Below are 13,806 nucleotides of genomic sequence, written 5' to 3'. Positions count from 1 at the left end.
AGGGGATCCAAGAGGAATCAATGGATCAAAAGCAGTGCGAGCAGGGCTGGCAGCACCAGCCCGAGACCGACCAAAGGCCAGGTCCAGGGGCGGTTGCCCGCATGCATCTTCAAAATGAAAAGCCCGGTGATGGAGAACACCAGACAAGCCACCGCAAACAGGTCGATGAACCAGTTCCACGCAGCCCCTGTGCTACGGCCTTTGTGCAGATCGTTGAAATACGCCACCCAGCCACGGTCTGTGTGCTCGTACTCCGCCTCACCATCCTGCAGGCCCACGCGCAGCCAGGCATCACCGCCTGGGCGTGGCATCGACACGTAGATTTCTTCCGGCGCCCACTCGGCCTCCCGCCCCTGTAGCGACAGGCCCCATTGCTGTTGCGCCCAATGCGCCAGTTCAGGCGGTACGGGCGACCGTTTGGTGTCTTCAGCCCTTGCAGCCAGCCCCTGCAACAAGGCCTCTGGGACCTGGGCGTGCGAACGCGTCACGTCTGGCTTGGACTCAATCTGTCCGGCATGGTTGAGCGTGATGCCAGTGATGGCAAACAGCAGCATGCCCAGCAGACAGATGGCCGAGCTGACCCAGTGCCACTCGTGCAATGTCTTGAGCCAGAAGGAGCGTCGGCGATGGTCTGAGGGTGGGGTCATGCAAAGGGAAAAGCTCTTGCAACCACCTCACGAAATCGGCGTTGCATCTCAAGCAAGCGATTTTATTCTTTGGTAATAGCAATGATTCGCGTTTGCAAAAACTTTACAAACAATCAATGATCACAACTAGCAATGCTTTTTAGCCTCGCTCCCACAAATTTAAAGAAACTAATTGGCGTACAGATCAGTTTTTCACTCCTGCCCACTTGCTTGGCAATGATCGTGATGACTAAGGAGCCCTTTTGATCGGATATGCAAATTGCAAAGATGGGTGCGATGGCGGAAATGGACTTTAAGGCGGGCTAGAAGCTACCGAGTACATCAGGCTCACAGTGGGCAGCATTGCTCAGCAGTGCCCTGCGGCCCTGATCGCCGACGAGATGTATACGTGGTAGCGGGGTGAGATCGCGAGTGCTCGTCCAGCGCGTGTTATGAACTTCCCGCTACAGCGAGTATCGTGCGGTAGCGTGCCGCATGAGCACCGCAACCACCAGGAAATGCAGCCCACCCAGCACCTCGGGTAGTCGCTTGTAGTCCCTGGAGAGCCTGCGAAACCTCGGCAGCCAGCCAAAGCTTCTCTCCACCGCCCAGCGACGCGGCAGCTGTACAAAGCTTTCCTTGCTTCGGGCAGGTTCACTCGTATAGCCTTTATCTGCCCAGGCCAGTTGTACCGTGCGGCGCGTGGCCTGCTGTATTCTTCGCACAGGCGCTGCACCTGCGCACGTTCCTGTTCGTCTGCAGGCGTGACATGCACTGCCAGCAAGTGGCCCAGCGTGTCCACGGCCATGTGCACCTTGCTGCCGCGCTTGCGTTTGTGTCCGTCGTAGGCTGCACGTGGACCGCTCTCGCAACTAGATTGCAGCGTGCGCCCATCCATCACTACTGCGCTGGGCTGGCCCTGGCGCCCTTGTGCTATGCGAATGATGGAGCGCAGATCCGACACCGTCGCCTCGAAGCAGCCCGCGTCAAGCCAGCGCCTGCTTTGCTGGTAGACCGCTTCCCAAGGCGGCAGATCGTTGGGCAGCATCCGCCAGGGTGCTCCCGCGCGCACCAGCCAACGCAGCGCGTTGAACACTCGCGCAGATCATGCTTGCGCTGGGGCGCGTGCTGATCCATCAAGGTCAAGTCAGGCTTGCGGGGTCTCTACAGACTCTCCCCTCGGTTCCGTAATCACGGAACAAAGTTCATTACACGCTCTAGTTGCCTGATACGAGTTACGTACAGGTGATCTTTTCTAGTGCAACGACGAATAAAAATCTCATCCAAATGCTATATTTTTAATATATTGATTGTGTTGCATACTCCGCTGAAACTGAGCCCAGATCGATGAGAAAAGGAAGGGGACTTGTATGTTTGCAGGGAAAAGCCTTGTTTTTAAGATCAGTTTTCTTTTGATCTACTGCATCTCTGGCCTGATCATTGTGTCGGCTTTGGGAGGAACCCAACTGCTCAGGGCTTCCAGTGCTGTGTCCAGTATGTATGGCGACACCGTCGTTCCCCTGCGGCTTGTGGTGGATGCTGGACGCCAAGCCGCGGTCCACTTCCGACGCATGTATCCCTATATTCTGAAAACAGATGAGAAATCGCGTGCTGAAACTTTGGACTTGAACGGAAAAACAACCAAAGTAATTGAAGAGGCGATTGCTTATCTGGAAAAGGACGGGCTAACTCCTGAAATCAAGGCTGTTGGTGGAAAGCTGCGCTCCAAGTGGGCGGAATACTCCTCATCGGTTGGGCGCCTTTATTCTGAAGCTAATGCTGGGCGAGCAGATGGGGCCATGGAGGAACTAAACAAGAAAACCGATCCCTTGCACGTTGAAATCAGAAACTTATTTCTCGAAGCTGGGAAACTGCAGGAAGCTCACGCCCAAGGGGTTAGTACAGGAGTCGCCAATTCCGTTAATCAGACTGTGTATGTCTTCGTAGTGATTTTCATCTTCTTTTTGATATCTGCATGCGTACTGGGTTGGTGGCTTGTTGCGTCCGTCAAAAAGCAGTTGGGGGGTGATCCAGCAGTTGCCGCCGAAGCTGCCCAGCACATTGCTGCAGGGGACCTCGCCACAACGGTTCCTGTGGCTGCGACAGACCAAAGCAGTCTTTTGTATCAGTTGGAGCGTATGCGAACGCAGTTGGTCGGGACGATCTCACAAGTCCGAGGCTCTGCAGACTCTGTATTTACCGCTGCGCGAGAGCTGTCGGCTGGAACTGGCGATCTGAGTGCTCGTACTGAGCATCAAGCCAGCGCATTGCAAGAAACCGCAGCCTCCATGGAAGAACTGAGTTCCACAGTTCGCCAAAACGCCGACAACGCCCGCACCGCCAACCAGCTGGCCATGAACGCCTCCAGCGTGGCAGAACAAGGCGGCTCCGTCGTTGCCGAAGTGGTTGAGACCATGAAAGGCATCAACGCCAGCAGCAACAAGATTGCCGACATCATCACCGTCATCGACGGCATCGCCTTCCAGACCAACATCCTGGCGCTGAACGCCGCTGTAGAAGCTGCCCGTGCAGGCGAGCAAGGCCGTGGTTTTGCGGTGGTGGCTAGTGAAGTGCGTAGCTTGGCAGGGCGCAGTGCCGAGGCTGCCAAGGAAATCAAGAGCTTGATCATGGCCAGCGTAGAGCGAGTGGAGCAGGGCAGCCTCTTGGTGGACAAAGCCGGTGAGACCATGACCGAAGTCGTCACCGCCATCCGCCGCGTCACCGACATCATGGGCGAGATCAGCGCCGCCAGTAGCGAACAAAGCCAGGGCGTGGGTCAAGTGGGAGAAGCCGTCACGCAAATGGACCAGGCTACCCAGCAAAACGCCGCCTTGGTGGAAGAAATGGCCGCAGCTGCAGCCAGCCTCAATGGTCAGGCCGGAGAACTGGTCAACGCTGTGGCCGTCTTCAAGCTCGCACAAGACACCAGCTACCGCAGCGCAGCCCCCGCGCCCAGCATCAGCCGGACTACAGCCCCCGCTTACAGCGCCAAGAGTGCTTTGGCAGGCAAGACCAGCCAGACGGCAGCCAAGCTGGGCAAGACCCCGGCATCCAAGCCAGCGGCCAGCCTGTCGGCACCGGTGGCCAAGGCTGCGCCAGCGCTCAGACCCGGGGCAGGGGGGGCGACCAAGCCCGCAGCCAAGGCTTCCGGTGGAGCGGAGGATGAATGGGAAAGTTTTTAAGGTAACGCTGAAAAAATCCAAGGATGGCGGGATGTTTGCATGTATCGATGCACCTGAAAAGTGAAGCAACAACCCATTGGCGGGGGGCGCATATCTACGCGAAGGATTCGAACCCTACCGTTATTGGACCAAACGTGATACGTTTCTGGCGGTGATAGAACAGAGCGTATCGTGGCATAAGCTTTGCGCCGTGATCGCTCCTCAGTACCTAAGTGCGGTAACGGGCGCCTACCGATTGGGCTCGAATGCATACTGCGAATGAACTTCGGTTAGCACTGGTTCGACTCTTTACTAAGCGGATCGTCCAATTCGATTACTTGTTCAGCAAGTGCCCTAAATTTACGCTTTACCCTTTTTGGGGACCAGCGGTCACGGCGAACCTATGTCACCGGTGCTACTCCCGCCAAACAATTCGAATATCATGCCCCTCAGCCACTGATTTACCGGCTCGCGGTGTACTTTTGCATGCCAGAACATACTGATGGGTGCCTCGGGCAGTTTCACCGGATGTGTGCGTGACACTAGGCCAAAAGGCTCCACCAGCTTCTGTGCCAGACGTTCAGGCACCGTGGCCACGAGTTCCGTGCCTTGCAGAATATGGCCCACGCTCACGAAGTGCGGCACGCTTAGCCGCACAATGCGATCAATTCCCGACTTTCGTATCAGCTCATCGACAATCCCGTGCCCGGTCCCGGCAGAGACGATCACCAGATGTTCCGCCGCCTTGTAGTCAGTGATTAGCAGTTTCGGTCGGTCCAGTGTGTGCCCCTTTCGGAATAGGCACACATACCGTTGACGGAACAAACGCCTTTGAAAAAAGCCCGCTTTTAGCTGCGGCAACAGGCCGATGGCCAAGTCCACCTTACCAGCCTCCATGTCTTCCCGTAGGTTGGTGGCATTGTTACGCACTGTGTTCAGCGTGACACCAGGAGCCTCACGACTCAAGCGTTCCAGCAGGGTTGGTAGAAAGACGATCTCACCGATGTCTGTCATGCCCATGGTGATGGTGCGTTTTAGTGTGGCGGGCGTGAATTGCGTCCGCTGGTTCAGCCCGCTGTAGATCATGCCCAGCGCGTAGCCCACGGGTTCGGCGAGCTGTTCAGCAAAGGGCGTGGGTACCATGCCGCCAGAGGTGCGTAGGAACAATTCGTCGTCAAAGATGCGGCGCATCTTGGCCAGCGCGTTGCTGACGGCCGACTGCGTGAGCCCAAGGTTGTCCGCGGCCTTGGATACACGCCGCTCGACCATGAGTTGTTGAAAAAGCACCAGCAGGTTCAGGTCTATATCTGATAGCTCCATCGCCGTTCCATCAAATCAGGTGATACGAAGCGCTGATGGTATTGCAGGCATTGGTTCGTCGGCACAATGACGAGGCAATTGCCCGCATCGTTCGTATGCGTGGCTTGCTATATATGACCTCAAAGGCCGCCTTCCATGGACATTCTTGTTCAACCGCTTAACCGCGTGATCCGCGCCAAGCCCGGCACGAATCTGCTTGAGGCTTTGCGCGCAGCGCAGGTTCCAATGTCCTACTCCTGCCTATCAGGTCGCTGTGGCATCTGCCGGTGCAGAGTGCTTAGCGGCGAAGTGCTTGACGGTGGGCGTGAGCAGCAACGTCCGCTGGACGGCATGGACGGTGCCGTTCTGGCCTGCCAGACCTATTTGACGGCACCTTGCACCATTGAAGTACCGGCTCCCGAAGATGCCGTAGTCCATAAGGCGCGCTCAGCCAAGGCTACGGTCATAGCCATTGATCATTTAGCGGCGGAGATTCGGCGCCTGCGGATCAAAGTGGCCAAACCGATTGCGTTCTCACCGGGCCAGTACATGCATATTGCATTTACGCCAACGCATGTGCGCCCCTATTCCATGGCGAGTCTTCCGGGCGAGGACCTGCTCGAATTCCACATCCAGCTCATGCCCCGCGGCCGGGTTAGCAACTATATTGCCGAGCAACTGAAGGTTGGGGATAAGGTCAAGGTCAGCGGCCCTCTGGGTGCAGCCTACCTTCGCCAGCAGCACAAGGGGCCGATACTCTGTGTGGCCGGGGGAACAGGGCTAGCGTCGGCGCTCTCGGTAGTGCGCGCTACGGTGGTCGAAGGCATGCGTAACCCCGTCCATCTGTACGTCGGTGTGCGCTCGTCCCGCGAGCTGTATGGCTTGGGATGGCTTGATGAGCTGCGGAGCCAGCACCCTACACTCAAGGTACATGTGGTTGTTGCTTCAGGCGCAGACCCTGCAACACAGCGGCGTGGCCTGGTAACCCAGGCTATCGAACAGGACCATGCCAGCCTGCATGGCTGGCATGCTTATCTGTGCGGCTCACCAGCTATGGTTGAGACAACAACGCTGCTGGCCCTGAGCAAAGGCATGGAGACTTCCCATATTCATGCTGAGGCCTTCTATATGCAGGGCGACTGAGGCTTGCCACAGCTAACCATTCGCCACACGGATAGTTGTTCAGAATTGCCTTACTGCGCGTTGTCATTTGATCTTAGCTGGCATCGGGTTGCGCGCTCGGCGCCGCTTTGCGAAAGGCGTCCAACTGCCCGCATGCCGCGTCTACTGCCATTATTAGCGGCCAGCGTGCTAAGTCTACTTTGAAGCGGCGCGCACTCTCCACCTGCGGCACCAGGTACACATCGGCCAGCGTGGGGGCGGTACCAAAGCAGAAATCACCGCGCTGCGGGTCCTTCGACAGCAGCGCCTCAATGGCATCAAAGCCTGCGCTGATCCAAGTTCCACACCATTCGTTCACAGCAGCCTCATCGGCACTGAAGCGGTGGCGCAGCGCCTCCAAAATGCGGCGGTTGTTGATGGGGTGAATGTCGCAACCCACGATGGCGGCCAGGGCGCGCACCTGGGCGCGGTCACTGGCATCGCTGGGCAGCAGCGGCGGGTTGGGATAGCGCTCTTCGAGCCATTCGATGATGGCGGGCGACTGGATCATCAAGCGCTCTTGCACCTCCAGCACGGGCACCAGCTGCTGCGGGTTGATAGCCTTGAAGGCATCGCCCAGATGCTCCTCGCGCCGTAAATCGACCGCTACCTGATCGTAGGCCAGCCCCTTGAGGTTGAGTGCAATGCGCAAACGGTGAGAGGTGCCGCTGCGAAAGAAGGAATAGAGTTTCATGCTCGGTCTCTGTTTCAGTCCAGGGCAATCTTGGCGCGTTTGACGACTTCACCGAAGGTGCGCGAATCGCGTTCGATGGCCTTGGTAAGCTCCGCGGGAGGGCCGATGTACGGCTCAAAGCCAAAGGTCGCAAGACGCTCCTTGACCTCTGGCGTTGCCAGCACTTTGCCTACGTCGGCATTGATCTTCTCGATGGCCGCCTTGGGCGTGCCAGCCGGCGCAAACAAGCCCACCCAGGTCTTCACTTCAAAACCGGCCGGTCCGCCCGCTTCGCCCATGGTCGGGATGTCGGTAAAGCCCGCCAGGCGCTGGGGCGCAGCCAGGGCCAGAAACTTCACCTTCTTGGCCTGGAACATCGGCCCAGCCGTCGCTGCCGTGCCAAACGCCCACTTGATGTCCCCCGTGGCCACCGAGGTGTAGACACTTCCCATGTCTTTGTAAGGCACATGCATCATCTTCGTGCCAGTCGCTGCTTCGAGCATGGCCGCGCCCACATGGGCTACGCTGCCGATGCCCCAAGATCCGTAAGTAATGTCGCCCGGAGTAGCCTTGGCCGCCTTGATCAAGTCACCTACATCCTTCCACGGCGAATTTGCAGCCACCACCACAAAGAAGTTGGTGAAATACACCGGTGCGACGGGCTCGAAATCTTTGGTCGGCTCGTAGGGCAATTGCTTGAACAAATGCGGCTGCAAGGCCATGTGCGTATTGTCCACCTGCAGCAGCGTGTAGCCATCTGGCGCCGAGCGCTTGGCATCACCGATAGCGATGAAACCATTGGCCCCTGGTTTGTTGTCGATGACCAATTGCTGTCCCCAGTTGCGCGACAGGCGCTCGCTGAGGATGCGCATCACCGCATCGGGGCCGCTGCCGGGTGAATACGGTGCAACGGAGCGAACGGGCTTGGCGGGGAAGGTCTGCGCCACGGCACGGGGCAAGCTCGCGGCGGCCACTAGGGCCAGCGCGCAAAACGCCAGAGCGGGTTTAAAAAACTGTGAACGAATGGCGGTCAGCATGGGGGGGTGTCTCCTTGGTTTTATGAAAGCCGTATCCGGCTTGGTAAGTGATGGATCAAACAGTGACTTGCGCACGGTGGCTGTGCAGCGCCTCAAAAATCGGCGCATCACTGAAACGGAACAGGTCGATTGCGCCCGCGGCCGACGCCTGGGCCGAGAACGGCTGCCACGACGGCACCACAAACAAGTCGCCGCGCGCCACCTGCCAAGTGCGCTCGCCCACCGTGACGGTGCCGCTGCCGTCAAACACCTGGAACACCGACGACCCCACCTCACGCTGAACCCGCGTTGCACCGCCCGCGCGCACGCGGTGCATTTCGGTCCGCATGGTGGGCAGCACATCGGCTCCGGTGGTGGGGTTGGTAAAGCGCACCGCCGCATGCCCGGGGCTCAGCGTGCCCGGCTGGCCTTCGTCTTCCAGCGCGAGCTGATCGGCCAACGCGCGGTCGGTGTCCACCCAGCGGTAGGCCAGCAGGGGCGTGGCGGGCTGCGCCTGCACCATCGACACCGGGCGCAGGCCCGGGTGGCCCCATAGCCTTTCGGAATATGAACGCTCGGCGGTGGTGCGCTCAGCGGGAGGAAGCTGCTCGCGCCCCACTTCAAAAAACTGGCTCTCGGTGTAGTACGAAAACGGAATGTCCAGGCCGTCGATCCAGGCCATGGGCTCGGTGGCAGCGTTGTGGTGGGCATGCCAGTTCCAGCCGGCTTGCGGCAGAAAGTCCCCCCGCGACATACGCACGGCGTCACCATTCACCACCGTCCACACGCCCTCGCCTTCCACCACAAAACGAAACGCGTGCTGCGTGTGCCGGTGCTCGGGCGCGTCTTCGCCGGGCATCAGGTACTGAATGGCGGCCCACAGCGTGGGCGTGGCAAACGGGCGCCCACCCAGCGCCGGGTTGGCCAGCGCAATCGCACGGCGCTCCCCGCCACGGCCCACGGGCACGATGGCGCCCGCCTGTGCGGCCAGGGCCTTCAAGCGGTCCCAGCGCCACAGATGGGGCACGGCCTTGGATTGGGGCTGGCGGGGCATCAGGTCGCCAATCTGCGTCCAGAGCGGCACCAGCAGCTCTTGCTCAAAGCCCCGGTACAGCTGCTCCAGTTCGGGCGTCGGCTCGGGCTGGCCCTTGCCCGCAACGGCATGCAGCCGCACGGGGGAAGGTGTGAGGTCGGTGGTCATGGTGGGGTTGTCTCCTGGATGTGGCTTTTTTTCTTATTCCGCCGGGCCAACGTGGAGCGCGATGCTGCCCACGCCCTCAATGTGGCCGTCGATACGGTCGCCTGCCAACACGGGGCCTACGCCCTCGGGGGTGCCGGTAAAGATCAGGTCGCCCGGCTGCAGGTGGTAGAACTTGGACAGGTCGGCAATCAGCTCGGGGATGTTCCAGATCAGCTTGGACAGGTCGGACTTCTGGCGCACCGTGCCATTGACCGAAAGCTCCAGGTTGCCCTGGCCCAGCACCACCTGCGGCATGGGCACGATCTCGGAGACCACGGACGACTGCTCCACATCCTTGCCCAGGTCCCACGGGCGGCCCTTATCCCGCGCCACCAGTTGCAGGTCGCGGCGCGTCATGTCCAGACCGCAGGCGTAGCCGTAGATGAGGCCAGGCGCATTGGCCTCGCTCACCCGAAAACCGGGCGCGCCAATGGCCAACACCAGTTCCATTTCGTGGTGGTAGTTTTGCGTGCCGGGCGGGTAGGCCACGGTGGCGCCCGACTCGACCAGTGTGGACGGCGCCTTGGTGAAATAGAACGGCACTTCGACCGACTTGTCCACGGGCCGCCCCATCTCGACCGCATGCGCGTGGTAGTTGCGGCCAACAAAGAACAGGCGGTGGACGGGCAAGCGTTCGCTGCGGCCCCGCACGGGCAGCGAATACACGGGGGGTGGGGTCCAGAGGTAGGTGGTGGTCATCGCAGTTTCTTTCTTCAAAGGGAGTGGGTCAGGAGGGGCAAGCGTTGGCTGTGACCACCGATGGCGCCAGAGCGCCAACCGTGCACCGCCAGAGCTGGATCAAAGTTTGGACATGGGTGTGGCCGGGTCGGCAAGCAGCTCTGTATCGACCGGCTTGCGCTGCTCGATCAAGCGGCGGGCAAACCGCAAATCACGCGCAGCGTTGGCGCCGATGGCTGCTTGCACCACATCGCCTGCCAGGTAGAACAGCACAAAGCTGCCGCTGGCCGCATCGCCGCGCTGCACCACGCGGTGCGTAGGCGTGGGCATGCCGTAGATCTGCAAGTTCATGCCGTACTGGTCGGACCAGAACCACGGCAGCGGCTGGTAATCCACGGCATGGCCCAGGGCCGAGCGCGCAGCGGCCATTCCCTGCTCCTGCGCGTTCTGCCACGACTCCAGCCGCAGGCTCCGGCCCGCCCACGGGTTGGGTGCTACGGCCACATCGCCCGCAGCCAGAATGTCGGGGTCGGACGTGCGGCACTGGGCATCTACCCGCACGCCGCCATCGCAGGCCAGGCCCGCCGCGCGCGCCAGCTCGTCGTTGGGCACCAGGCCAATGCCCAGTACGATGGTGTCGCACGCCAACACACTGCCATCGGCCAGCAAGACCTCTGAGCGGCCATCTGCAGCACGGGCAAAGCCCCGCACGCCAGTGCCCAGCAGCACGCGCGTGCCCTGCGCACTGTGCAAGGCCAGCAGATAGTCAGAAATCTCGACAGGCACGGTGCGTTCGCACAGGCGGCTCTGGGTCTCGACCACCACTACGTCGGCGCCCTGCTGGCGCGCCGTAGCCGCCACCTCTAGGCCAATCCAGCCGCCACCAACCACCACCACGCTGCGGCCAGGGGCCAAGGTGGGCGCTAGTGCCTGCGCGTCTTCAATAGTGCGCAGCGTGTGCAGCTGCACTTGGTCGGTACCTGGCACATCGAGTTGACGTGCACGCCCCCCCGTGCATAGGATCACCTTGTCGTAGGGCAATGTTTCGCCATCCGCAAGCAGCACCTGCCGGGCGGTGCGGTCAATGCGTTGCACTCGCGTGCTGGGCCGCCATTCCACGTCCAGTGCGCTAAAGGCATCGGGCTTCATGAGCCAAGTTGTCGTGGGCAATGCCGCGCCCGACAACACAGCCTTGGACAGCGGTGGCCGCTCGTGTGGTGGATGCAACTCGTCACCGACAAGCACCAGCCTGCCCGTGAAGCCTTCGCTGCGCAGCGTCTGCGCCGCCCAGCCGCCCGCCTGGCCCGCGCCAATGATTACGATGGTGTGGATCGGACGGACGCCTGCACTGCCATCCGGCAATGCGGCAGCTCCGACCGCAGGTCGCTCATCGAGCATGGGGTACTCCTTCTGGGGGAAAGCAGCGCTCAGTCGAGGGCCAGCCACACGCGACCGCCCTCGATCTTCACGGGATAGCTGCGCAGCGGCTCGGTGACGGGCGCACAGGTGGGTTTGCCGTTGCGCACATCAAACTTGCCTTGGTGCAGCGGGCATTCAATCTCGTGCCCTTCCAAAAAACCATCGCACAAGCGTGCATTGCCGTGGGTGCACAGGTTGTCGGTGGCAAACACCTCGCCGCCCACGCCATACAGCGCAATGTCGCGCCCGGCCACGGCCAGGCCCATCACGTCATCCTCGGGCACATCGTCCAGCGCTGCGGCGTCAATCCAGTTCGTTGTCATCGTCGTCATGGCGGCTCCTCAGATGGGGTAGATCAGCGAGTTGGGGATCATCTCGCTGTCGTAAACGACGAGGCGCGATGCGAACTTCAGGCCCTCGGGCGTGGGCACCACCTCATCCAGCGTGCGCCCCACGTTGAACACCGTCGATTCCTTCGACAGGCGCGTGCGCAGCACCGCATAGTTGGCCTCGCAGTGGATGCGGCCATCGGCATCCACCTTGTGCACCAGCGGCACACCCACCACATGGCGCTGGTAGTAGGGGTCGTGGAACAGCGTCTCGCGGATGCCGTAGACGCGGTCTTTCAGCATGCCCTTGCTGTCAAACGCCAGCGTGGCCAGCGGAAACCCGCGCTCGTGGTTTTCGCGCGGCTGCAGCTTGTACACGCAGTGGTCGATAAAAAATTCAGGCCACGCCTCCCAGTCCGCCGCGTCGAGCGCGCGGGCGTAGCGGGCGTAGAGCTGGTTCAGTTCGAAGTAGGTCTGGAAGTCCATCATGGTCAAGCCTCCGCCTCCATCACCTTGCGCCAGTATTCGTACATGCCCCGGATCAGCGTCTCGGTCACCATGTGGTCCGTGTCGCCCACCTCGCGCCCGCCCAGCTCGGCCAGCGTGCGGTGCGCGGGCTTGGTCTCAAAGCCTTCTTGCGACCACTCGATCACCTCGCCATCGTCGGCCGACACAAAGCCCGCCGGGCCGAACAGATTGGCCTGGCGCAGGCGGCGCTGCGTCATCTCCTCGCTGTCGTCTTCAAAGCCAAAGTGCGTCCACACAAAATCAAAAGCGCCTTTGCCATCCGGCTGGATGTGGCGCGTGGACACGCTGTTGACCTGCTGCTGAAAAATCACGCTGGGGAACACGGTCATCATCACCGCCGTGGGCACCGGTGCCGCCGCGCTCGGCGCCGCAGCACCCTCCCCGCTGGCCGCCGGGGCCGGCCCCGCCCACCAGTGCTCCTGCGCAATGTCGAGAAAGCGCGGGTCGTTCAGCTCCATGCCCGCCTTGAAGCTGGACACCTGCGTCACATCCGCCGCCTTGCCCGCCGCGCCACGAGTCGAGACCATGGCCGCATGGCGGTGCTGCGCATCCATCAGCAGTTGCGACTTGTTGTCGGCACGCCAGAGCCCAAAGGTAACGAACCAGGTGTGCAGCAGGCCGGGGTGGTACGGGTCCTTGATGTTCTCTTGCATCAGCTTCCAGTTGCCCGGAATGCGCTGGCGGTTGTAGCCCAGGATGGTGAGCTTGCGACCATTGAACAGCCGGTCAAAGTACCCCAGGATGGTGGGGCCCAGGAATTCCTCCAGCGGCTCCACGCTGTGGTCAAACGACGCAAACACCACGCCGCCACGGGTGGCCACCTTGAGCTTGGTCAGCCCATGCTCCGCCGGGTTGAAGTCTGCAGGCATGCCGCCATTGACCTTGCCATCCTGCTTCACACCACGCCGAAACGGCACGCCCTGCAAGTCGCCCGACAGGGTGTAGTTCCACTGGTGATATGGGCAGGTCAGGCTCTCGCGGTTGCCATGCCGCTCGCGGCAAAACGCCATGCCCCGGTGGGCGCAGACGTTTTCCACCACGTGGATCGAAGCATCCTTGTCACGCACCAGCAGCACCGAACGCTCGCCAATCACCGTGCGTTTGAAATCCCCCGCGTTGGGAATCTCCGCTTCCAAGCCAACATAGCACCAGTGCCCGTTGTAGAACAAACGGTCCAGCTCCCTGCGGTATAGCGCCTCATCGGTATAGGTCTGGAAGGGAATGCGGCTAGTGCCGTCTGTCTCCCAGCGGATCTGCTGCGGAAACAGGGTGACGGGGCATTCATGCATGGGCGTCTCCTTTGTTTTATATCGTTGCCAATCGGTTGATCAACCAGATCGTCGGGCCCCGTGTAGAAGCACGCAGCGCCTAGGGATCAATCATTCGCTTTGCAGCAATATCAGTCAATGGAACGCTGATGATGTTCTATATCACTTGTATAAATATTGCTCTTAACGCGTGTGATGATTTTTCACTGCCATATTTGGTGTAACGCGCACTAGGCCGCGCTCTATTTAAGTCGTGTACACAATGCAGATGAGGACATTGGAATAGTCTGTCGAAAACATCTACTGATGAGTCTGTGCAGCGAGGACAGCCTGTATGACGAAGAGTTTTTTTTAAGAAAGCTTGTCGGACGAGGGGGCATGCGGTGGCATTTCAAATCAGTTCGCAAA

General features: G+C 60.5%; 12 protein-coding genes and 2 pseudogenes. 3 read left to right on the top strand and 11 right to left on the bottom strand.

The features are described from left to right. Positions 1–17: 17 nt before the first annotated feature. Positions 18–647: a PepSY-associated TM helix domain-containing protein gene (locus tag AACH87_RS23120; RefSeq protein ID WP_338799188.1), complete on the bottom strand. Its 630-nt coding sequence runs from the start codon at positions 645–647 to the stop codon at positions 18–20. A gap of 429 nt (positions 648–1,076) precedes the next feature. Further along, positions 1,077–1,763: pseudogene (locus AACH87_RS23115) on the bottom strand (IS5 family transposase). A gap of 233 nt (positions 1,764–1,996) precedes the next feature. Between AACH87_RS23115 and AACH87_RS23110 the strand changes: the two are divergent. Both AACH87_RS23110 and AACH87_RS23105 read left to right on the top strand, forming a co-directional pair. Then, the gene (locus tag AACH87_RS23110) at positions 1,997–3,808 is read left to right on the top strand and encodes a methyl-accepting chemotaxis protein (protein ID WP_338799186.1); all 1,812 of its coding nucleotides are present in this window, start codon (positions 1,997–1,999) and stop codon (positions 3,806–3,808) included. 76 nt (positions 3,809–3,884) lie between these two features. After that, positions 3,885–4,078, top strand: a pseudogene (locus AACH87_RS23105) (IS5/IS1182 family transposase); the annotation flags it as partial. Positions 4,079–4,177: 99 nt separating this feature from the next. Here the strand turns inward: AACH87_RS23105 and AACH87_RS23100 are convergent. Further along, entirely contained in the window at positions 4,178–5,107 is a 930-nt protein-coding gene (locus tag AACH87_RS23100) for a LysR family transcriptional regulator (RefSeq protein WP_338799184.1), read from the bottom strand. A 135-nt stretch (positions 5,108–5,242) separates the two neighbouring features. On the opposite strand from AACH87_RS23100, the gene AACH87_RS23095 reads away from it, so the two are divergent. Continuing rightward, positions 5,243–6,229, top strand: a complete 987-nt coding sequence (locus tag AACH87_RS23095) for a 2Fe-2S iron-sulfur cluster-binding protein (RefSeq protein WP_338799183.1) — start codon at positions 5,243–5,245, stop codon at positions 6,227–6,229. 73 nt (positions 6,230–6,302) lie between these two features. Here AACH87_RS23095 and maiA read toward each other — a convergent pair whose 3' ends face one another. The 8 genes from maiA to AACH87_RS23055 form a co-directional block, all read right to left on the bottom strand. Beyond that, on the bottom strand, positions 6,303–6,941 hold the full coding sequence (gene maiA, locus AACH87_RS23090) for a maleylacetoacetate isomerase (RefSeq protein ID WP_338799182.1): 639 nt from the start codon (positions 6,939–6,941) through the stop codon (positions 6,303–6,305). 14 nt (positions 6,942–6,955) lie between these two features. Continuing rightward, on the bottom strand, positions 6,956–7,957 hold the full coding sequence (locus tag AACH87_RS23085; protein WP_338799181.1) for a tripartite tricarboxylate transporter substrate binding protein: 1,002 nt from the start codon (positions 7,955–7,957) through the stop codon (positions 6,956–6,958). A gap of 55 nt (positions 7,958–8,012) precedes the next feature. Further along, on the bottom strand, positions 8,013–9,137 hold the full coding sequence (locus tag AACH87_RS23080; protein ID WP_338799180.1) for a cupin domain-containing protein: 1,125 nt from the start codon (positions 9,135–9,137) through the stop codon (positions 8,013–8,015). Between the two features lie 33 nt (positions 9,138–9,170). Beyond that, positions 9,171–9,875, bottom strand: coding sequence for a fumarylacetoacetate hydrolase family protein (locus AACH87_RS23075; RefSeq protein ID WP_338799178.1), 705 nt, complete (start codon positions 9,873–9,875; stop codon positions 9,171–9,173). A 99-nt stretch (positions 9,876–9,974) separates the two neighbouring features. Continuing rightward, positions 9,975–11,252, bottom strand: a complete 1,278-nt coding sequence (locus AACH87_RS23070; RefSeq protein ID WP_338799176.1) for an FAD-dependent oxidoreductase — start codon at positions 11,250–11,252, stop codon at positions 9,975–9,977. Between the two features lie 29 nt (positions 11,253–11,281). Further along, the gene (locus AACH87_RS23065) at positions 11,282–11,605 is read right to left on the bottom strand and encodes a non-heme iron oxygenase ferredoxin subunit (protein WP_338799175.1); all 324 of its coding nucleotides are present in this window, start codon (positions 11,603–11,605) and stop codon (positions 11,282–11,284) included. Between the two features lie 9 nt (positions 11,606–11,614). Then, positions 11,615–12,088: an aromatic-ring-hydroxylating dioxygenase subunit beta gene (locus AACH87_RS23060; RefSeq protein ID WP_338799174.1), complete on the bottom strand. Its 474-nt coding sequence runs from the start codon at positions 12,086–12,088 to the stop codon at positions 11,615–11,617. A 5-nt stretch (positions 12,089–12,093) separates the two neighbouring features. Continuing rightward, positions 12,094–13,419 carry an aromatic ring-hydroxylating dioxygenase subunit alpha gene (locus AACH87_RS23055; protein WP_338799173.1) on the bottom strand — a complete coding sequence of 442 codons (1,326 nt, stop codon included), beginning with the start codon at positions 13,417–13,419 and terminating at the stop codon, positions 12,094–12,096. Positions 13,420–13,806 lie beyond the last annotated feature (387 nt).

The organism is Acidovorax sp. DW039, assembly GCF_037101375.1.
Lineage (GTDB): Bacteria > Pseudomonadota > Gammaproteobacteria > Burkholderiales > Burkholderiaceae_C > Acidovorax.
The sequence above is the reverse complement of the archived record's forward strand: the minus strand, read 5'-3'. Positions and strand labels throughout refer to the sequence as shown.